This is a genomic window from Ramlibacter sp. MAHUQ-53, from assembly GCF_052600055.1.
Genome location: NZ_JBQWTS010000007.1, coordinates 84,662 through 104,738 on the forward strand (window position 1 = coordinate 84,662; position 20,077 = coordinate 104,738).

Here is a 20,077-nt window from a genome sequence, read left to right on the forward strand (position 1 = left end):
GCATGTCCGAAGCGCATTCCGAGCAACTCCTGGCCGAGGTCGCGGCCCTGCCGCAGCTGCCCGGGGTCTACCGCTACTTCGACGCCGAGGGCGCCGTGCTGTACGTGGGCAAGGCCCGCAACCTGCGCAAGCGCGTCTCCAGCTACTTCCAGAAGAACCATGGCGGCACGCGCATCGGCCACATGGTCTCGAAGATCGCGCGCATGGAGACCACGGTGGTGCGCTCCGAGGCCGAGGCGCTGCTGCTGGAAAACAACCTGATCAAGGCGCTCAACCCGCGGTTCAACATCCTGTTCCGCGACGACAAGAGCTACCCCTACCTGCGCATCTCCGGCGAGTCCGACCCGTACCCGCGCATGGCCTACTACCGCGGCGCGGTGGACCGCCGGCACCGCTACTTCGGCCCCTACCCGAGCGCCTGGGCGGTGAAGGAGTCGATCCAGCTGCTGCAGAAGGTGTTCCGCCTGCGCACCTGCGAGGACACCGTCTTCGCCAACCGCACCCGGCCCTGCCTGCTCTATCAAATCAAGCGCTGCTCGGGGCCCTGCGTCGGCCTGGTGTCCAAGGAGGATTACGACCGCGACGTCGCCAGCGCCGAGGCCTTCCTGCGCGGCGAGACGCAGCAGCTGCTCGACGAGCTGCAGGCACGCATGATGGCCCACGCCGAGCGGCTCGAGTTCGAGCAGGCGGCGGAGGTCCGCAACCAGGTCTCCGCGCTGTCGCGGGTGCTGCACCAGCAGGCGGTGGAGACCACCAGCGACAAGGACGTGGACATCCTCGCCGTGAAGGTGCAGGGCGGCCGCGCCTGCGTGAACCTGGCCATGGTGCGCGGCGGCCGCCACCTGGGCGACCGGCCGTACTTCCCTTCCCACGTGGAGGACGCCGCCGCGGTGCGCCAGCGCGAGGACGACGCGGGCGGCGCCGGCGACGACACGCCGGTCGAGGTGCAGGTGCTCGAGGCCTTCATCGCGCAGCACTACCTGGGCGTGCCGGTGCCGCCGGCGCTGGTGACCAGCCACCCGGTCTCCAAGGCCCTGGTGGCGGCGCTGGGCGAGCAGGCCGGCGTGAAGGTCGGCGCGGTGCACCAGCCGCGCGAACAGCGCCGGGTCTGGCTGGAGATGTGCGAGAAGAATGCCGCGATCCAGCTGGCGCGCCTGCTGGCGGAGGAGGGCTCGCAGCAGGCCCGCACCCGGGCGCTGGCCGAGGCCCTGCAGCTGGAGCCGGACGACCTGGAGAACTTCCGCATCGAGTGCTTCGACATCTCGCACACCGCGGGCGAGGCCACGCAGGCCTCGTGCGTGGTGTTCCACCACCACCGGATGCAAAGCGCCGAGTACCGCCGCTTCAACATCGACGGCATCACCCCGGGTGACGACTACGCCGCCATGCGCCAGGTGCTGACGCGCCGCTACAGCCGGCTGGCCGGGGCAGGGCGCGACGTGCCGGAGGCGGTGCCTGCCGAGGGCGTGGAGGCAGGCGAGGGCGCGCAGGACCGTGAAGGGGCGGCCGGCGCCGAGGGCCTCCCGGCGGGCGCGCCCGTGCCGAAGAAGCGCGCTGCGGCCGGCGGCGCCCACCGCCTGCCGGACCTGGTGCTGGTCGACGGCGGCAAGGGCCAGGTGAGCATGGCGCGCGAGGTGTTCGCCGAGCTCGGGCTGGACCTGTCGGTCATCGTCGGCGTGGAGAAGGGCGAGGGCCGCAAGGTCGGCCTGGAGGAACTGGTCTTTGCCGACGGCCGCGAGAAGGTCTGGCTGGGCCGCGACTCCGCGGCGCTGATGCTGGTGGCGCAGATCCGCGACGAGGCGCACCGCTTCGCCATCACCGGCATGCGCGCCAAGCGGGACAAGGTGCGCGTGGGCGGCAGCCGGCTGGAGGAGATCCCCGGCGTCGGCGCGCGCAAGCGCGCGCGCCTGCTGCAGCGGTTCGGCGGCATCCGCGGCGTGGCCGCGGCCAGCGTCGAGGACCTGGCCACCGTCGAGGGCGTTTCGCGCGCGCTGGCCGAGGAGATCCACCGGGCGCTGCATTGAGCCGCGGCGCTTGCGGGAAGCGCCTCGCGCTCATGCGCCGGAAGCGCCTCGCGCTCATGCCAGAATCGGGCCCATGTTCTTCACGGTTCCCACCCTCCTGACCTGGACGCGCATCATCGCCATCCCGCTCATCGTCGGGGTGTTCTACCTGGGGCTTGAGCCGCGTTTCCAGAACCTGGTGGCCACGGTGATGTTCATCGCCTTCGCGCTCACCGACTGGCTCGACGGCTGGCTCGCCCGCCGCCTGAACCAGACCTCCTCCTTCGGCGCCTTCCTCGACCCGGTGGCCGACAAGTTCCTGGTCTGCGCCAGCCTGCTGGTGCTGGTGCACCTGGGCCGGGCCGATGTCTTCGTCGGCCTCATCATCATCGGCCGCGAGATCGCGATCTCCGCGCTGCGCGAGTGGATGGCGCAGATCGGCGCCTCGCGCAGCGTGGCGGTGCACATGATCGGCAAGGTCAAGACCACCGTGCAGATGGTGGCCATCCCCTTCCTCCTGTACGACGGCGACCTGTTCGGCGTGATCGACACCGGCCGGTGGGGCGCCTGGCTGATCTGGGTGGCCGCCATCCTCACCGTGTGGTCGATGGTGTACTACCTGCGCAAGGCCCTGCCGGAGATCCGGCGCCGGGTGCGCTGACCGCCCTCCATGACCGACACCGACGACCGCGCCTGGCTGCTGCGGGCCATGCCCGCCGTGTTCGTGGCCATCTGGAGCACCGGCTTCATCGTGGCGCGCTACGGCATGCCGCATGCCCCGCCCATGACCTTCCTGAGTTGGCGCTACGCGCTCTCGGTGGCCTGCTTCGTCGCCTGGGCCACGCTGGCGCGGGCGGCCTGGCCCGAAGGCCGGCGGCAGTGGCTGCACCTGGCCGTCACCGGCATCCTGATGCACGCGGGCTACCTCGGCGGCGTGTGGGCCGCGGTGAAGGCCGGCATGGGCGCCGGCCTGGCGGCCCTGCTGGTGGGCCTACAGCCGGTGCTCACCGCGCTGTGGATCTCCGGCCGCGGCGGCACCGTCACCGGGCGCCAGTGGGCCGGGCTGGCCTTCGGCCTGGCCGGCCTGGTGCTGGTGGTGTGGCAGAAACTGGGCCTGGGCGAGGTGCATCCGTTCAACTTCGCCTGCGCCCTCGTCGCCCTCGTGAGCATCACCGCCGGGACCCTCTACCAGAAGCGGTTCGTGGCGCCGTGCGACGTGCGCACCGCCAACCTCGTGCAACTGGCCGCGGCCTTTGCGGTGACCCTGCCGCTGGCCCTGCTCGAGCCCGAGCCGGTGCGGTGGGTGGCCGCGGGGGGCGGGTTCAACCGCGAACTGGCCGGCGCGCTCGCCTGGTCGGTGCTCGCGCTCACGCTGGGGGGCAGCTCGCTGCTGTACCTGTTGATCCAGCGCGGCGCGGCCACGCGCGTGACCAGCCTGATGTACCTGGTGCCGCCGACCACCGCGCTCATGGCCTGGGTGCTGTTCGCGGAGCCGATCACCGTGGCGACGGTCGCGGGCGTGACGCTGACCGCGCTGGGCGTGAGCCTGGTCGTTCGCGCGCCGGCGCCGCGCTCGTGAGGACCCCCAGATCCGCACCGCCGCGGGGCACTCCGCGGGCCTGGCCGCGCGCCCGTTCGCCGATGGACGCGCGGTGCAGTTTCCAGTCAGTGCCTGCGGCTAGAATGCGCACCCTTGCAACGCGCGCCAATGGCTCGAAGCCGTATTGACAGCGCTGGAGGGCGTGGCTCTAATCAATCCGGCGTCCGCAAGAGAATGACACCGCGCCAGACGCCCCCCCGCTTGATGCCCATGTGACACCTGCGAATCGCAGGGCGGGGAATGATTGAGCCGGCAACCTGAAGATCAACTTTTCTCTCATCGAGGGGACCCAGTGAACAAAACCGAACTCATCGAGCACATCGCGAAACATGCCGACATCTCCAAGGCCGCCGCCACCCGTGCGCTGGAGTCCATGATCGGCGCCGTCAAGACCACCCTGAAGAAGGGCGGCTCGGTTTCGCTGGTGGGCTTCGGCACGTTCGCGGTCGGCAAGCGCGCCGCCCGCAGCGGCCGCAACCCGCGCACCGGCGCCACCATCAAGATCAAGGCCGCCAAGGTGCCGAAGTTCCGCCCGGGCAAGGCCCTGAAGGACGCGCTGAACTGATCAATCTGAACATCATGGTCACGGTGGGGTGCTTAGCTCAGTTGGTAGAGCGGCGCCCTTACAAGGCGTAGGTCGGGGGTTCGAGCCCCTCAGCACCCACCACCCAGGACAGGCAAAGGGCCCGCAGCGATGCGGGCCCTTTTGCTTGGGAAGTCGGGTTGGCGCGCCTCAGCGCGGCTCGGGCGGCAGGTCCCAGGCGAGGCGCACGCAGGTGCCCGAGGGGCTGCTGTCGATGTCCAGTGACGCGCGCAGCTGGCCGGCCCGGTAGCGCAGGTTGGCCAGGCCGCGGCCGCCGGCGCCGCTGCCCGGCGGGCGCAGCGTGGAGAAGCCTTGGCCGTCGTCCTCCACCGCCAGGTGCAGGCGGCGGGCGTCCGCCTCGTAGCGCGCGGTGATGCGGATGGTCGTCGCGCGGGCATGGTGCAGGGCGTTCGCCGCCGCCTCCTGCAGCACCCGCAGCAGTTGCAGGCGCGGGCTGGCCGGCAGCAGCGGCAAGCCGGCCAGCGCGATGTGCCAGCGAAGCTGCGGGCCGCCCTGCAGCCGGCGCCTCTCCAGGCGCCAGCGCAGGTCGGCGATCGACTCGCCGAGGTCGCCGTCGCCGGCGGAGGTGGCCAGCAGCAGGCGCATGTCGTCGAGGCACTCGTCGATCATGCGGCGCACCTGGGGCAGCGTCATCTCGTCGTCCAGGCGCAGGCGCGTGGCCGAGAGGCTGGAGCCCAGGCCGTCGTGCAGGTCGCGCAGGAAGCGTTCGCGCTCCTGCACGCGGGCCTGGTTGCGCTCCAGGGCCAGGATGGTCTGGTGCTTGCGCAGGAGGTCGGCCTCGTGGGCGGCGACGCGATCGGCCAGGATGGCGTTGAGGTTCTGGCTGGTGTGCAGCCCGCGCGTGACGCGCCGGACGATCACGCCGCCCATGGCCACCAGCAGCAGCGCGCTGGCGAAGGGCAGCAGCAGGATGCGGGTGAAGGCTTCGTCGTCGTTCAGGCGCCACAGGTCATGGGCGCCGGTGGCGATCAGCGCCAGCACCGTGGCCATCAGCAGCAGGCCGCGCCAGCTCGGCGAGCGCCAGGTCCAGCGCGCGGCCAGCACGGCCAGGACCGCGCCCACGGCCAGCAGCGGCACGCCGAGCCCGATGACGACCTGCGGCTGGCTGCGGCCCAGGGCCAGGACCGCCGGCACCGCGATGGCGTAGCCCACCAGCAGGCGCTCCAGGCGCGGCATGTGGCGGGCGAAGAGCGCGAGCATCGCCAAGATGGTCAGGGCCGCCGCGGAGATGCGCGCGCTCAGGAAGGCCCAGTGCACCCAGTGCGGGTCGCCCCAGATGGTGGTGACCACGGGGTACATGCCGCCCAGGCCGCGCAGCACCGCGGCGAGGCCGAACCACAGGTACAGCGGCTGGCTGCGCAGCACCGCGGCCACGCCCAGCGACACCAGGCCGAGCACCAGGGTGGCCCAGGCCAGCGCCTGCGCCAGCGTCACCCGCAGCAGGCGCTGCGGCAGGTACTGCGTGCGCCAGACTTCCTCGGCCGGGCCCACGATGACCTCGGACAGGCCGTTCAATTGCAGGTTCGTGCCCCAGACCTCGACCTCGACCAGGTTCGGCCCCTGCCGCCAGAGGCTGGGGCCGGCGTTCAGCCACAGCGGCTGGTTGGCGCAGCGAAGCTGGGGCAGGGGGGCGGCGCCGCAGCTGCCCAGGTCATGCCCGTTGAGGGTCACGCGCCCGGCGAGGCTGGCCTTCTCGATGAACAGGCCCAGCGGCGCCTCGGGACGCTGTGGCAGGTCCACCACGACACGGAAGGTGACGCTGCGCCCGCCGTCCTGGAACAGCGCCTCGTCCAGCACGTGAGGCAGGCCCACCGGCTGCGAGCCGGCAGGCGTGAGGAGGACGGCGCGCTCGATGCGCAGGAGCGACGCCGGCGTCTGCGAGGCCGGGTGCGCCGTCGCAAGGGGCAGCCATGCCAGCAGGCCGGCCAGCAGCCCGGCCACGAGCAGCCACAGCGGCAGCGTCCGCGCCGCCCGGAAACGGCCCGCCTTCACAGCAGGCCCTGCCCCCGGGCCTTTTCGACGGCCTGCACCTGGGAGCGCACCTCGAGCTTGCGGTAGAGGCTGCGGATGTGGGATTGCACCGTGGACAGCGACACGCCCATCCGGTGGGCGCTCTCGTTGTAGGACAGGCCCTGGGCGATGCATTGGAGGGTTTCAGTCTCCTTGGGCGTGAGCCGCACGGGCTCGCCGCCGGCGGGGACGCGCTCGGCGCCGACCTGGCTGAACACGTAGCGCGCCAGCGAGGGGCTGATCGGGTAGTGCCCCTGCAGCACCTGGGCGATGCCGTCGGTGAGGGCGCGCACCGGCTCGCTCTTGTGCAGGTAGCCGCGGGCGCCACGCCGGATGGCGGCGAGCACGCCTTGCTCGCTGGAGACGCTGGAGACCACCAGGGCCGGCACGTCGGGGCGCGCCTGGCGCAGGGCGGCGATGACATCCAGGCCCGAGCCGTCGGGCAGGTTCATGTCGATGATGGCCAGGTGCAGGTCGCGGTGCGGGTCGGCCACCAGGGCACGGGCTTCGGACACCGCCTGGCAGGCGTGCACGCGCCAGGCGTCGCCGAGAGCGGCGACGGCGCGGGTGAGGGCAGAGGCGAAGACCGGGTCGTCTTCGAGCAACAGGGCGTTCATGGCGTGCGACCGGCGCGTACGGCGGGCCGGAGTGTCATGCGAGAGGGTCGATGCGAGGCAGTCCACATTTTCATGCGATTGTGGAACAGCCCGAAAAGCGAGATATTGTCCCACGACATAACGTCGGTCTAAGTGTGCCCTCGCTCGAGATGGGTTTGACACTGTAAGAAAGATCGATTTCAAAAGTATTGGTCAGGGCGCCCTGGCCCGCGTCGCGGCGACTACCAAAGGGTGGCGTTGGCGGCCCGGGCGGCCCTGAAAGTTCAAGGACCGGATGGCTGCCAGCTTCACCCCCATCATCGGCAAGAGTGAGCCCACGCAGGCGCTGCTCGGCCTGGTGAAGGTGCTCGCCTCCTCGAATTCGACGGTCCTGATCACCGGCGAGAGCGGCACCGGCAAGGAACTCGTGGCCCAGGCGCTGCACCGGCAGGGCCGGCGCAAGTCCGGTCCCTTCGTGCCGATCAACTGCGGCGCCATCCCCCGGGACCTGCTCGAGAGCGAGCTGTTCGGCCACCGCAAGGGCGCCTTCACCGGCGCGGTGAGCGACCGCATCGGCCGCTTCGAGATGGCCAATGGCGGCACGCTGTTTCTCGACGAGATCGGCGACCTGCCGCTGGACATGCAGGTCAAGCTGCTGCGCGTGCTGCAGGACCGCAGCATCCTGCCGGTGGGCGCGGCCCGGCCGGTGGACATCGACGTGCGCGTGGTCGCCGCCACCCACAAGGACCTGGCGCAGGCGGTGGTCGACGGGCGTTTCCGCGAGGACCTGTATTACCGCCTCAACGTGCTGCCGTGCCACACCACGCCGCTGCGCGAACGCACCGACGACATCGCCGACCTGCTGGACTTCTACGCCGCGCGCCATGCGCAGGACGGTTTCGAGCCGATCCGCTTCGCGCCGGACCTGCTCGCCGCCTTGCGCGCCTACCGCTGGCCCGGCAACGTGCGCGAGCTGTCGAACCTGGTGGACCGCTTCACCACGCTGTTCCCGGGCCAGTCGGTCTCGCTGCCGGCGATCCCGCCGTCCATGCTGCCGCCGGGCATGCGCGCCCTGGCCGCGCCGGCTGCTGCGGGACCCTCGGCAACGCCGTTCGCACCGGCGCCTGCGCAGCCCGCGGTGACGCTGCCGGCTGCCACGGCGCCCGCCGCGTTCGACCCCGCTGCCGGGCGTGACGACTCGGCCGACGATGCCCTGTTCACCCTGATCGGCTCGAGTGGCGAGGCACCGGCCTTCCCGCTGCCCCCGGGCCGGCTGGACGAAGGCGCGCGCGAACCCTCGGTGGCCGCGAACGCGCCGGCGCAGGCCGCCGAGGCGCTGTCGGTGGAGGGCTCGCCCTACAACGTGGTCGAGGAAATCGTCTGCCTGGCGCAGGGCATCGTGACCCTGCCGCCCGAGGGCGTGCCCCTCAAGCAGCAGCTGGTGCGCATCGAGCGCAGCCTGATCGAGCAGGCGCTGGCCCGCACCAACGGCAACGTCTCGCAGACGGCGCGCCTGCTGCAGCTGCAGCGGACCACGCTGATCGAGAAAATCCAGAAGTACGAGCTGCGCGCGGGCTGAGGCCTGCGCCGTGCGTTGCCGCGCCGCGCCGGACAGCGGCCGGCAGGCCGCCGGCCTCGCTCACGGGGTTCCGGCGCCCCGGCCTCAATTCGTCTTCGCGTTCGGGCTTGCCGCCGGCGGCGACACGCGCGGGTACTGCAACAGGCGATCGCGCTGCTCGGCGGCCGCGGCGGCCCCCGCGTTCTGGGCGGCGGCCGTGGCGGCGGCGTTCTTCTGCAGTGCCTCGAGATAGCGCTCGCGCTGGAGCGTCACCAGCGACTGAACCTCGCGATTGAGCTTGTCCACGTTGCCGACCGTCGCCTTGAGCGACTGCACCTCGCGGCCCAGTCCCTGGACCGCGCTGGCCTGCGCCTGCAGGCGCGAGTTCAGGCCCTCGACCTGCTGCGCCAGCCCCTTGGCGGAGGAGGCGACCTGTTCGGCCGTCTTCGCCGGGATCTGCTGCGTCAACGCCTCGGCCTGCTTGACCGACTGGTCGATGCGCCCGCCCACCTCGCCCACGCTCTTGCCCAGGCCGTCGACCTGCTCGGTGAGCTTGGCCATGGAGGCGGTCGCCTGCTCCAGCGACTCCAGGCCCTCGTTCAGGGCGACGGCGCGCTTGGCCACCGCCAGCAGCGTGGCGTCGAGCTGGTTGAGGCGGCTGTTCATGCGGATGCCGGTGACCACGAAGAACATCAGCGCCAGCAGCATCACGCCGCCGATGCTGGCCATGATGATCATCATCTGCTTCTGCGACTTCAGCTGGCCGGTGTTCAGCTCCTGGGTCGCCTCGTGCAGCCGGGCACTCACGCCGGCCGCGGCCTGCGCGCCGCGGTTGGCGAGTTCGGCAGCGTCGAGCACGGCGGCGGCGAGCTGGTCGAGCGCTGTACGGGCGGCGGCGACGGCGGGAGCCGCCGCCGCGGCAGCGGCGGCTTCCTCGGGGCTGGCGGTGGCGGCGGCGCCGGAGCCTGCGGACGCCGGGGGCTCGCCGTCCGGGGCGGCATCGGTCAGCACCGGCGGCTCGGGCTGGGGCTGGAAGCCGGGCGCGGCGGCGGGTGCGGCCTCGGCCGCGGGGGCCTCGGCGACGGATGCGGGTGCGTTCATGGCGGTCTCCTGCGGTCAGCGTTTCGCGCCGGTGGGCACCGGCAGCTGGTCCAGCGCGGCGCGGACCTCGTCATTGCGTTGGCGCAGGCCCTGCAGGCGCTGCATGATGTCCGCGCCGAAGCCGACCTGTTCGACGGCGGGGGCGGGCGGGGGCGGCAGCGGCGCGGCGGCCTTGCGCTTCTCGGCCTTCGGTGCGGCCTTGGGGGCCGGGCGCGCGGCGGGCTTGGGTGCCGCGGGGAGGGGCCGGGCCTCGGGCGGCGCGACCTCGGGAACCTCGGGCGCCGGCGGCGGCTTGCGCGGCGCCTTGCGCGCGGCCACCGTGCTGCCGGTGGGCAGCGAGACGGTGTGCGGCTGGTTGTTCGAGATGATCTGCGGCTTGGAGGAGGCCATGCTTACCTCGGGGCGATGGCGGCCAGCGTGGCCGCGGTGGAGGGGGTGGCGCCTTTCGGGGCGGCAGGCAGGGCCGGCGCAGCGGGCTGCGACTTCGCCGCGCGCGGGGCCGGCTGGTGCATCTGCAGCCACATGCCCAGCGCGCCGGCGAGGGCGGCGCTGAGGAAGACGCCGCCCACCAGCACCATGCGGTTGCTTCGGGCCTTGGGTGATTCCCGGCGGGGCGCCGCCTTGGGTGCGGACTTCGCGGCGGCCTTCGCGACGGCGGTCGCGGCCGGACGTGCGGCGGATTTCGGCGCGGCCTGGGCGGCCGGCTTCGCGCCGGGCTTCACGGACGGATTCAAGGACGGCTTCACGGCGCTTGCCGCGGCCGATCGCGTGGCCGATCTCGTGGCCGATGGGGCCGCGCCAGCCGCCGTGTCGCGGCGCCAGAACGCCAGGCGCCAGCGGCGGCGCGGCGCCTGGCTCGCGGGCTGGGCCCACGCCGGCAGTGCGCCGGTGTCCGCCGCGCCGGGCGCCTCGCGCAGCGCCTCCTGCAGCGACACGCGCGCGGCCTCGCTGGCGGCGGCCGGCCTGGAGGCCTTGCCCCCGATCTGCCAGTGCAGCGCCTGCGGGCCCAGGGCGGCCAGGCGCGGGCCGAGGTCGGTGTCGCCGTCCTGGACGAGGACGATGCGCAGGTTGGCGCCGGGCAGGTCGTTGACCAGGCGCAGCAGCAGGGTGAACTCGGCGTTCGACAGCTGCGGGCCGTCGTGCACCACGAACACGTGGACCGGCCGGCCGGCCGCGGCGCCGCGGTCGATCACGTGGTCCACGCGCACGTCGGCGACCAGGGCATTGACCTGCTGCACCAGTTGCTCGGTGCTCCCGGGCTGGTGGGCGACGATGCGCACGTTCTCCTGCTGGCGCAGGTCGCGCACCAGCAGGCGGCTGTAGTGTTCCAGCGTCGCGGTGCTGGCGGCGGACAGGGCGATCGGGCGGCGGCCTTCCAGCAGCGCCCGCGCCATCGCCTGCATCTGGCGGGCGTCGTGGGCGCTGTGGTAGCCGGCATGGGCGGCGTTCGCGGCGTTCGGGTTCTTCGGGTCGTTCGACATGGTGGGGTTCGGGGTCAGGCCGGCGCGGCGGCGGCCTCGTCGAGGCGGTGGCCTTCGGCATCGAAGCGCATGGAGCGCGGCACCACCGGCAGCGGCCGGGCCATGGCCTGGCGCCCGGGCTGCGCGCCCTCGAGGCTGTAGACGTAGGCGATCACCTGGGCCACCGCGTGGTACAGGGCCTCGGGAATCGGGTGCTCGGGCTCGGTGGTGAAGTACAGGGCACGCGCCAGCTCGGGCGCCGGGAACAGGTGGATCCCGTGCGTGCCGGCCTCGGCGCGGATCTGGGCCGCCATGAAGTCGGCGCCCTTGGCCACCAGCACGGGCGCGCCGTCGCCGGTGGGGTCGTACTCCAGGGCCACGGCGAAGTGCTCGGGGTTGGTGATGACGACGTCCGCGTCCTTCACCCGCTGCAGCATGCGGGCGTTGGCCATCTCGCGCTGGCGGCGGCGGATCTGGGCCTTCACCTCGGGGCGGCCCTCGACGTCCTTCATCTCGTCCTTGATCTCCTGGCGTGTCATGCGCATGCGCTTCATGAACGAGTGGCGCTGCCAGGGCACGTCCAGGGCGGCGATGACGACCAGGCCGAAGGCCACCGACAGGGTGGACTCCAGGATCACCTTGCCCGCCAGGCCCAGTGCGGGCTCCAGCGCCATCGCGCCGATGCGCAGGATGTCGTCCATGCGCAGGGCCACACTCATCCAGAGTGCACCGCCGACGATGGTGACCTTGAGGAGGGCCTTGAGCAGCTCGATCGCGGCATGCGGGCCGAACATGCGCTTGAGGCCCTGCATCGGGTTCAGCTTGGACGGGTTGGGCGCGACGGCCTTGGTCGCGAACAGCAGGCCGCCGCTCATGACCGAGGCGATGATGGCCATGACCAGCGTGACCCCCATCACCGGCAGCACCAGCAGGAAGGCGTGGCCGGCCTGTTCGGCCAGGGCGGCGGGCAGCAGCAGGGGCTTGTCCAGGGTCTTGCGGTCGAAGACGAAGCCGGCGGCGAACTGCGCGGAGAGCTTGTGCACCAGCCAGCCGCCGGCCAGGGTGAGCGCCAGCAGGGTGGAGACCACCACCGCCGCGCCGGGCAGCTCGGTGGAGCGCGGAACCTGGCCTTCGTCGCGGGCCTTCTGCAGGCGCCGTGCGGTAGGTTCCTCGGTGCGGTCCTGCGAGTCGCTGCTAGACACGGGGCACCCCCAGCAGGTCGCGCACGACGCCGAAGCCCTGGGTCCACAGCCACTCGGTGCGGCCGACCATGGTGCCCAGGAAGACGAGCAGGATCAGGAAGCCGGCGGCCAGCGAGGCCGGCACGCCGACGGCGAAGACGTTCAGGCTGGGCGCGGCGCGGGTGATCACGCCCACGCCCAGGTTGACGAACAGCATGGCGACCATCACCGGCAGGGCGACCAGCACGCCGCCCAGGAAGATCATGGAGCTCCAGCGCACCAGCAGGCCCAGGCTGTCGGGCGTGAGGATGGAGCGGCCCACGGGCAGCGAGTGGAAGCTCTCGAGGATCAGCCCCAGCAGGATGGCGTGGCCGCCCGAGCCCACGAACACCAGCAGGCCCAGCACCAGCAGCAGCTGCGAGATCACGGGCACGTTGCCCAGGTTGGGGTCCATCAGGCTGGCCATGGACAGGCCGATGGCCGTGGCCACGATCTGGCCGGCCACCACCAGCGCCGCCACCACCACCTGCAGCACCAGGCCGGCGAGCGCGCCGATGGCGACCTGGTTGAAGACTTCCTTGAGGCCGGCGGCCGACGCCGGGTCGATCACCGGCCAGGTGTGCAGCGGGTAGACCAGCCAGGCCAGCACCAGGGCCAGCAGCACGCGCAGGCGCAGGTTGAAGGCGCTGTTGGCGAAGATCGGCGCGGTGACCATCAGCGCCGAGATGCGCAGCATCGGCCACAGGAACGTGGAGAACCGTTCCATGATGTCGATGGCCAGCAGCTGCATGCGGGGCGTCTCCGGCGCGCGCGGCTTACCCGAACAGGGCGGGGATGCGCTGGAAGATGCCGCGGGTGAAGTCCACCAGCATGGCCAGCATCCAGCTTCCGAACAGCAGCATCGCCAGGCCGATGCACACCAGCTTGGGGATGAAGCTCAGGGTCATCTCGTTGATCGAGGTGGCGGCCTGGATCACGCCCACCACCAGGCCGACCACCAGGGCCACGCCGAGCAGCGGCGCGCTGACCACCAGCGTCGCCCACAGGGCCTGCCGGCCGATGTCCACCACCATGGCTGAATCCATCTCGTTCCTCGCTGTGCTGAGTTGCTTGTCGGTTGTTCGTTCGGTCGGGCCGGGACCTAGGGCATCACGAAGCTGGAGGCCAGCGAGCCCATGATCAGGGACCAGCCATCGACCAGCACGAACAGCATCAGCTTGAACGGCATGGAGATCATCATCGGGGACAGCATCATCATGCCCATGGACATGAGGACGCTGGAGACGATCAGGTCGATGACCAGGAAGGGGATGTAGATCAGGAAGCCGATGGTGAAGGCGCTTTTCAGCTCCGAGGTCAGGAAGGCCGGCACCAGGGTCGTGAAGGGGATCTGGTCGGGCGTGGCCACCGGGCGGTTGCGCGCGATCTCCATGAACACCGCGATATCGTCCTCGCGGGTCTGCTTCATCATGAAGCCGCGGATCGGCTGTTCGGCGGCCGCCAGGGCCTGCTCGAAGCCGGCCTTGCCGTCCATGTAGGGCACCAGGGCGCTGCGGTACACCTCGTCGAAGACCGGCGACATGATGAACACCGTGAGGAACAGCGCCAGCCCGGTGAGGACCAGGTTCGGCGGGGTCTGGCCGGTGCCCAGCGCCTGGCGCAGGATCGACAGCACGATGATGATGCGCACGAAGGCCGTCATCATCAGCACCGCCGAGGGCAGCAGCGTGAGCGACGTCATCAGCGCCAGCAGCTGCAGGGTCAGGCTGTACTGGGTGCCGCCGGCGCCCTGGGTCACGGTCACGCCGGGCAGGCCGGGGGCGGCCGCGGGCGCCGCCGCCGCGGCGGCCGCCTTGCCGGCGGCCCAGGCCTCGGGGGCGAAGGCGAGCAGGCCCAGGCCGGCCAGCGCGATGCAGGCGGGCAGGGCGGTGCGGGAAGCAGTCAGGCCGCGCAGGCTCACAGGCGCGGCTCCTGCGGGAACAGGGAGGCCATCGTGTCCGCCGGGCCGGCGGCCGGGGCGTCGCCGGCGGCGCGCCAGCTGCCCAGGGGCGTGATCTGCGCGGGCGTCACGCCCACCAGGACCTCGCGGCCGTCCACCCGCACCAGGGCGACCTTCATGCGCGCGCCCAGGGACAGGCTCTCGACCACGCGCAGGCGCTGCTCGCGGCGCGCGAAGGCCGGCGACCCCTGCAGGCGCTTGAGCGCCCACAGCAGGCCGACCAGCAGGGCCACGACCAGCGCGAAGCTGCCGATGTACTGCGCGATGCCCAGGGAGGTGCTCACAGCGACTCCAGCCGCTCGCTCGCCGGCACCACGCGGGTCAGGCGGATGCCGTAGCGCTCGTTGACCAGCACCACCTCGCCCTGGGCGACGACGGTGTTGTTCACCAGCAGGTTCAGCGGCTCGCCGGCGATGCGATCGAGTTCGACCACGCTGCCCTGGGTCAGGCGCATCAGGTCGCGGATCTTGATGGTGGCGCGGCCGACCTCGACGGACAGCGAGACCGGGATGTTCTGCAGCACGTCCGGGTGGATCTGCTTGCTGTCGCCGCCGTCGATGACGGAGGTGTCTTCTTGGATGTCGCTCATGGGGGCGTCCTCTGGAAAATCAGTTCAGCGCCGGCGGCTTGACCGGGTGGGCCACCATGACGGCGGCGGTGGTGCCGACCGAGCCCACCTCGACGTCGAACACCGGCTTGTCGGCGACGTACATGCGCGCGTAGTCGGGCTTGCGGAAGGGGATCACGTCGCCGGCCTTGAGGTTGCGAAGCTGCTGCATGGTGATGTCCAACTTGCCCAGCGAGACATGGGCCTCGACCGAGGCGTCCTGCACGGCGTGCTCCAGCGCGTCGTGCCAGGCCTTGTCGGATTCCTCGTTGCCGTCGCCGCTTTGCAGGCGGCTGCGCAGGAGGTCGCGGATCGGCTTGAGCGACATGTAGGGGATCACCATGTCGATCGCGCCGGAGCCGGCGGTCGGGGACTCGGCCTCGAAGCGCGAGACCACCACCAGGTCGTTCTCGTCGGCGATCTGGGCGAACTGCGGGTTGATCTCCGAGCTCACGTGCTCGAAGTCGATCTGCATCAGCGGCGCCCAGGCCTCCTTGAAGGAGCGGAACAGGATCTGCAGCAGCAGCTTGATGATCCGCGTCTCGGTGGGGGTGAACAGGCGGCCGGGCGGCAGCTGGCCCACGCCCTTGCCGAAGCCGCCGAAGAAGCTGTCCAGCGAGCTGAAGATGACGGTGGGCTCGATGACCACCATCGAGTAGCCGCGCAGCGGGTTGACCCGCAGGATGTTGACCGACAGCGGCGCGCGCAGGTCCTTGAGGTAGTCGCCGAAGCGCACGATCTGCGCGCGGGTCGGGTTGACCCGCGGCGACACCCGCAGCACCTCCAGCATCCCCAGGCGGAACAGGCGGATGAAGCGCTCGTTGACCATGTCGATGGACACGAGGTTCACGCCGAGGCTGCTGTCCTCGGAGGCCAGGTCGTGCCGCTGGACGGCCAGGTCGGTGTTGTAGCCGTCCCCCTCGGCGACGGGCAGCTCGCGCATCGTCTCGGTGAGCGCGGCGAGTTCCTCGGGGGTGAGCAGGGGCTGGTGGGCCATGGGCGGGCGCGGGGGACGTGGCTGGGGAAGCGCGGTTACTGGACGATGAAGTTGGTGAAGTGCACTTCCTCGAGGCCGCCGAAGTCCTCGAGCTTCTGCAGCACCGCGTTCATCTCGTCGCGCAGCTTCTCGGCCAGGCGCTTGCGGAAGTCGGGCTGGTCGATCTCCTCGGCCTTGGTCTGGCGCAGGATGTCCAGGCCGGCCGAGCGCAGCGCGAACTCGTGCTTCTTGATGTTGTTGATCACGCGCTCGTCGTAGCGCGTCATGATGGCGATCTTGACCTGCATGACCTTCTTGGAGCCGGTGAGGTTGGCCACCAGGTCCTTCTCCATCTCGTAGTAGCGGGACTCGAAGCGCTGCAGCTCGCCAGCGGCCTTGGCCACCGGCTGGGGCGCGCTGGCGCCGGCGGCGGGCTTGCCGTGGCCGTCGTCCTTCTTGCCATGGCCGTCGTCCTTGCCCTTGCCGCCCTTGCCCTCGAGCTCGGCGAGCTGGGCCTCGGCGGCCTTCTTGTCCTTGCTGTCGAAGAACCCGGTGGCGAACAGCGTGCCGCCGATGGCCGCGACGAGCAGCACCAGCAGGACCACGCCCGCGACGATGATCATCACGATCGGCTTCTTCGGTTTCGCTTCTTCCGCTTCGACGACTTCTTCTGCCATTTGGCTTGCTCCTTCGATCAGACCAGCACGTCCAGGCCCGAGGCCGTCGTCCGGCGCGCGGCGGGCGCGGCGGCGAGGGCGGCGGTGTCCGGGGCTTGCGCCTCGGCCGGCGCGCCAGGGGCGGCCGGGCCAGGGGACTGGCGGGGTGTCGGATTTCCGCCAGCGTGCTGGCCTTTTCCGGTTCCTACGTTCAGGTCCGCAATCTCCATGCCAGCCTGCGACAGCACTTCGCGCAGGCGCGGCAGGCCTTCGTTGAGGAGGTCGCGGGTCACCGGGTTGGAGGCCTGGAAGGCGGCGTCGACCTGGCCGGCGCGCATCTTCAGGTCGATCTCCACCTCACCGAGCTTCTCCGGCCGCAGCATCAGCCGGACCTGCCAGTGGCCCTTCTCGATCTGCGCCATCACCCGCTGGGCCACCGCCTCGCCCAGGCGCTGGGCCAGGGCCTGGTAGCCCTGGGCGCGCTGGGCCAGGGTGGTGGTGGCGGCGGGCTCGTCGGGCAGGGACTGCGCGCCGGCGTCGCCGCCCGCGCCGGCCGAGGCCGCGTCGCTGCCCGGCGCGGGCGCCGCGGCGCCGGCATCCGGCTCCCACAGCGACTCCAGTCCTGGCTCGACCTCGATCTCCAGTGCCAGCACCTCGGCGCCCGCCTGCGCGCCGGTCGGGGCCTGGGGCGCGGCGGCGGCCTGCGCGCTGCGACCCGAGGGCGTGGCCGCAGCGGCCAGGGCGGCGGCGAAGGACTGCAGCTGCATCGCCGCCGGGGCGGCGGCGTCGGGTGCGGCACCGGCGTCGGCAGCCGGCGCGGTGGCGGGGGTGGCGGCGCCGGCCTGCTGCAGCCAGGCCGGCAGGCCGGTGGCGGCGCCGGCCAGGACGGCGGCGGCCTGCGCCGCGCCGGTCGCCGGGGCGGGCGTGCCCGGGGTGCCGGGGGTGCCCGCGCCGGCCGCCAGGGTGGCCATCAGGCTCACCTGGGTCAGGGCGCTGTTGCTGGTGGCGCCGTCGGACAGGGTGGCGCCGGCCGGCATCGCGCCGCCCGGCACCGCGCCAGGCGGCACGCCCGCCAGGGCCTGGCCCTGGGCCAGCGCGGCGGGGTCGCCGAACAGCCAGGCCACCACCTCCTCGTCCAGGCCCTGGGCCTTGGCGAATTCGGCCAGGGCCTCGCTGTCCGGGCCGTCGGCGGCGGGGGTGACCAGCTCCATCGTCGGTCCCAGCGCCAGGGCCTGCAGGGGCAGGGCGCCGGCGGCAAGGTTTTGCCCCTGCGGCAGGGCCGACTGGGCGAGCGCCAGCCGCTGCGCGAAGGCCGCGCCGCCGTCGGCGGGCAGGGCGTTCGCGCCCTGCGCGGCGCCGGCGGGGTCGCCCGCCGCGGCGGCGGCAGCGGGCGAATCGAGGGAAATCGTTGGCATGAACATGTGAGGCGATACCTTGCTGTGGCATGGAGTCCTGCGGCCGGTGGACCGCGGTGCGCGGGTGTCCTGCAAGAACCGTGACCGGAAAGAACTTGCCGCCGCGCGGGCCGGCCCGGCGCGCGCGCGGGGGCGGCGCAGGGTGTCGGACGCGGTGGCACGGGCTTTGCGTGACAGGCTCGATTCCTCACGAAAACCGCCATGAGCCTCGCCTCACTGTCAACGATCCGACAGGGCCTGTCCCAATACGACAGGTCGGGCCTCGCCGTGCCGGCGATCGTGATGCTGATCATCGCGATGCTGGTGCTGCCCCTGCCGGCGCTGCTGCTGGACGTGCTGTTCACGTTCAACCTGCTGGTGGGCCTGGTGGTGATCATGATCTCGATCAACACCCGCAAGCCGCTGGAGTTCTCCTCCTTCCCCACGGTGCTGCTGTTCGCCACCATGCTGCGGCTGGCGCTGAACGTGGCCTCGACCCGGGTGGTGCTGTCGCACGGCCACGAGGGCCATGACGCGGCGGGCAAGGTGATCGCCGCCTTCGGCGAGTTCGTGATCGCCGGCAACTACCTGATCGGCTTCATCATCTTCATCATCCTGACCATCGTGAACTTCGTGGTGGTGACGAAGGGCGCGAGCCGGGTCTCCGAGGTCAATGCCCGCTTCACCCTGGACGCGATGCCGGGCAAGCAGATGTCGATCGACGCCGACCTCAACGCCGGCGTGATCGACCAGGAGACCGCCAAGCGCCGCCGCGAGGAGCTCTCGCAGGAATCGGACTTCTTCGGCTCCATGGACGGCGCCTCCAAGTTCGTCAGCGGCGACGCCATCGCCGGCATCCTGATCCTGCTGATCAACCTGATCGGCGGCATCGCCATCGGCCTGGGCCAGCACGGCATGTCCCTCAACGAGGTGACCAAGGTCTACGTGCTGCTGGCGATCGGCGACGGCCTGGTGGCCCAGATCCCCGCGCTGCTGCTGTCGCTGGCCACCGCCATCATCGTCACCCGCGTGACCACCGCCGAGTCGGTGACCGAGCAGGCCGTCTCGCAGCTGGCCAACCCCTCGGCCCTGTTCATCGCCGCCGGCGTGCTGGGCGTGCTGGGCGTGGTGCCGGGCATGCCGCACGCCGTCTTCCTGTTCCTCGGCGCGGCCGCCGCCGGCCTCGGGCTGATGATGGTGGAGCGCAATCGCAAGGCCGAGGCGCCCAAGGCCGACGACAAGCCCGCCGCCGAGGCGCCCAAGGAGCTCGACTGGGACGACGTCGAGTCGGTGGACCTGATCGGCCTGGAGATCGGCTACGGCCTGATCCCCCTGGTCAACCCCGAGACCGGCGGCCAGCTGATGACGCGGGTCAAGGGCGTGCGCAAGAAGCTGTCCTCGGAGCTGGGCTTCCTGGTCTCGCCGGTGCGTATCCGCGACGTCCTGAGCCTGGAGCCGGACTCGTACCACATCGTCCTGCACGGCGTGGTGCGCGCGCGCGGCTCGGTCAAGCCGGGTCGCGAGCTGGCGATCAACCCGGGCAGCGTCTACGGCAAGCTCGAGGGCGTGGCCACGCGCGAGCCGGCCTTCGGCCTGGAGGCGGTGTGGATCGACCCGTCGCAGCGGGACATGGCCCGCACCCTGGGCTACACCGTGGTCGACGCGGCCACCGCCATCGCCACCCACATGAACAAGGTGCTGCGTGACAACGCGCACGAGCTGCTCTCGCACGACGAGACGCAGAAGCTGCTGGACAAGCTGGCGGCGCGCCATCCCAAGCTGGTCGAGGAGCTGGTGCCGGGCAAGATGCCGCTGGGCGTGGTCACGCGCACGCTGCAGAACCTGCTGGCCGAGGGTGTCCCGATCCGCGACATGCGCACCCTGGCCGAGGCCCTGCTGGAAGCCGGCGCGCGCACCCAGGACCCCGAGGTGCTGACCTCGCTGGTGCGCCCGAAGCTGGGACGCATGATCGTGCAGAACCTCCTGGACAGCGGCGACACGCTGCAGGTGATGACCCTGGCGCCGAACGTCGAGCAGCTGCTGCACAACGTGCTGCAGCAAAGCCCGGCCGGCTCGCCGCCGGTGCTGGAGCCGGGCATGGCCGAGAGCCTGTTCGGCGCGCTGCGTGACAGCTCGCGCCAGGTGGAGGACAAGGGCGTGGCCGCCGTGCTGGTGGTCTCTCCCTCGGTGCGTGGCTGGCTCTCGCAGGCGGTGCGCCACCGCATCCCCGACCTCACCGTGCTGTCCTACAGCGAAATCCCCGACGACCAGGCCGTGAAGGTGGTGTTCACCGTCGACGCCGATGTCAAGAACCAACGCCAAGTTTCCTGAA

Annotated in this window: 20 protein-coding genes and 1 tRNA gene; 7 read left to right on the plus strand and 14 right to left on the minus strand. The window is 71.6% G+C overall.

What is annotated here, in order from left to right; genetic code table 11:
- The first annotated feature begins 2 nt into the window (after positions 1 to 2).
- The 5 genes from uvrC (at position 3) to ACT80S_RS12065 (ending at position 4,270) form a co-directional block, all read left to right on the plus strand.
- The gene (gene uvrC, locus ACT80S_RS12045) at positions 3 to 2,024 is read left to right on the plus strand and encodes an excinuclease ABC subunit UvrC (RefSeq protein ID WP_377416028.1); all 2,022 of its coding nucleotides are present in this window, start codon (positions 3 to 5) and stop codon (positions 2,022 to 2,024) included.
- Positions 2,025 to 2,097: 73 nt separating this feature from the next.
- Entirely contained in the window at positions 2,098 to 2,664 is a 567-nt protein-coding gene (pgsA, locus tag ACT80S_RS12050; RefSeq protein ID WP_377416030.1) for a CDP-diacylglycerol--glycerol-3-phosphate 3-phosphatidyltransferase, read from the plus strand.
- 9 nt (positions 2,665 to 2,673) lie between these two features.
- A complete protein-coding gene (locus ACT80S_RS12055; protein ID WP_377416032.1) occupies positions 2,674 to 3,582 on the plus strand; it encodes a DMT family transporter in 909 nt (302 codons plus the stop codon).
- Positions 3,583 to 3,895: 313 nt separating this feature from the next.
- A complete protein-coding gene (locus ACT80S_RS12060; protein ID WP_275697278.1) occupies positions 3,896 to 4,168 on the plus strand; it encodes an HU family DNA-binding protein in 273 nt (90 codons plus the stop codon).
- A gap of 26 nt (positions 4,169 to 4,194) precedes the next feature.
- A tRNA-Val gene (locus ACT80S_RS12065) sits at positions 4,195 to 4,270 on the plus strand.
- A gap of 66 nt (positions 4,271 to 4,336) precedes the next feature.
- On the opposite strand, the gene ACT80S_RS12070 is transcribed toward ACT80S_RS12065, so the two are convergent.
- Positions 4,337 to 6,199: a sensor histidine kinase gene (locus tag ACT80S_RS12070; protein WP_377416034.1), complete on the minus strand. Its 1,863-nt coding sequence runs from the start codon at positions 6,197 to 6,199 to the stop codon at positions 4,337 to 4,339.
- Complete coding sequence (locus ACT80S_RS12075) at positions 6,196 to 6,834, minus strand: response regulator (RefSeq protein ID WP_377416036.1); 639 nt, start codon at positions 6,832 to 6,834, stop codon at positions 6,196 to 6,198. The genes ACT80S_RS12070 and ACT80S_RS12075 overlap by 4 nt, the downstream gene beginning before the upstream one ends.
- A 274-nt stretch (positions 6,835 to 7,108) precedes the next feature.
- On the opposite strand from ACT80S_RS12075, the gene ACT80S_RS12080 reads away from it, so the two are divergent.
- A complete protein-coding gene (locus tag ACT80S_RS12080; RefSeq protein ID WP_377416038.1) occupies positions 7,109 to 8,392 on the plus strand; it encodes a sigma-54 interaction domain-containing protein in 1,284 nt (427 codons plus the stop codon).
- Between the two features lie 84 nt (positions 8,393 to 8,476).
- Here the strand turns inward: ACT80S_RS12080 and ACT80S_RS12085 are convergent, their stop codons facing one another.
- From ACT80S_RS12085 to ACT80S_RS12140, 12 genes are read right to left on the minus strand one after another with little or no spacing between them, the layout of a single operon-like run.
- On the minus strand, positions 8,477 to 9,472 hold the full coding sequence (locus tag ACT80S_RS12085; protein ID WP_377416040.1) for a hypothetical protein: 996 nt from the start codon (positions 9,470 to 9,472) through the stop codon (positions 8,477 to 8,479).
- 15 nt (positions 9,473 to 9,487) lie between these two features.
- Positions 9,488 to 9,862 carry a hypothetical protein gene (locus ACT80S_RS12090; RefSeq protein WP_377416042.1) on the minus strand — a complete coding sequence of 125 codons (375 nt, stop codon included), beginning with the start codon at positions 9,860 to 9,862 and terminating at the stop codon, positions 9,488 to 9,490.
- A gap of 2 nt (positions 9,863 to 9,864) precedes the next feature.
- Positions 9,865 to 10,953 carry a hypothetical protein gene (locus tag ACT80S_RS12095; RefSeq protein WP_377416044.1) on the minus strand — a complete coding sequence of 363 codons (1,089 nt, stop codon included), beginning with the start codon at positions 10,951 to 10,953 and terminating at the stop codon, positions 9,865 to 9,867.
- 14 nt (positions 10,954 to 10,967) lie between these two features.
- Complete coding sequence (gene flhB / locus ACT80S_RS12100; protein ID WP_377416046.1) at positions 10,968 to 12,134, minus strand: flagellar biosynthesis protein FlhB; 1,167 nt, start codon at positions 12,132 to 12,134, stop codon at positions 10,968 to 10,970.
- Positions 12,127 to 12,903, minus strand: coding sequence for a flagellar biosynthetic protein FliR (fliR, locus tag ACT80S_RS12105; protein ID WP_377416048.1), 777 nt, complete (start codon positions 12,901 to 12,903; stop codon positions 12,127 to 12,129). Before fliR ends, flhB begins: the two co-directional genes overlap by 8 nt.
- Before the next feature lie 25 nt (positions 12,904 to 12,928).
- Complete coding sequence (gene fliQ / locus ACT80S_RS12110) at positions 12,929 to 13,198, minus strand: flagellar biosynthesis protein FliQ (RefSeq protein WP_377416050.1); 270 nt, start codon at positions 13,196 to 13,198, stop codon at positions 12,929 to 12,931.
- A 56-nt stretch (positions 13,199 to 13,254) separates the two neighbouring features.
- Positions 13,255 to 14,067 (minus strand): flagellar type III secretion system pore protein FliP, encoded by an 813-nt coding sequence (fliP, locus tag ACT80S_RS12115; protein WP_377416328.1) that lies wholly within the window; start codon positions 14,065 to 14,067, stop codon positions 13,255 to 13,257.
- Between the two features lie 2 nt (positions 14,068 to 14,069).
- Positions 14,070 to 14,396: a flagellar biosynthetic protein FliO gene (gene fliO, locus ACT80S_RS12120; RefSeq protein WP_377416052.1), complete on the minus strand. Its 327-nt coding sequence runs from the start codon at positions 14,394 to 14,396 to the stop codon at positions 14,070 to 14,072.
- Positions 14,393 to 14,701, minus strand: coding sequence for a flagellar motor switch protein FliN (gene fliN / locus ACT80S_RS12125; protein ID WP_377416054.1), 309 nt, complete (start codon positions 14,699 to 14,701; stop codon positions 14,393 to 14,395). Before fliN ends, fliO begins: the two co-directional genes overlap by 4 nt.
- 19 nt (positions 14,702 to 14,720) lie before the next feature.
- Positions 14,721 to 15,716, minus strand: a complete 996-nt coding sequence (gene fliM, locus ACT80S_RS12130) for a flagellar motor switch protein FliM (protein WP_377416056.1) — start codon at positions 15,714 to 15,716, stop codon at positions 14,721 to 14,723.
- Positions 15,717 to 15,751: 35 nt separating this feature from the next.
- On the minus strand, positions 15,752 to 16,372 hold the full coding sequence (locus tag ACT80S_RS12135) for a flagellar basal body-associated FliL family protein (RefSeq protein ID WP_377416058.1): 621 nt from the start codon (positions 16,370 to 16,372) through the stop codon (positions 15,752 to 15,754).
- 17 nt (positions 16,373 to 16,389) lie between these two features.
- On the minus strand, positions 16,390 to 17,766 hold the full coding sequence (locus tag ACT80S_RS12140) for a flagellar hook-length control protein FliK (RefSeq protein WP_377416060.1): 1,377 nt from the start codon (positions 17,764 to 17,766) through the stop codon (positions 16,390 to 16,392).
- A 201-nt stretch (positions 17,767 to 17,967) separates the two neighbouring features.
- On the opposite strand from ACT80S_RS12140, the gene flhA reads away from it, so the two are divergent.
- Complete coding sequence (flhA, locus tag ACT80S_RS12145) at positions 17,968 to 20,076, plus strand: flagellar biosynthesis protein FlhA (protein WP_377416062.1); 2,109 nt, start codon at positions 17,968 to 17,970, stop codon at positions 20,074 to 20,076.
- The last annotated feature ends 1 nt before the right edge of the window (position 20,077 follow it).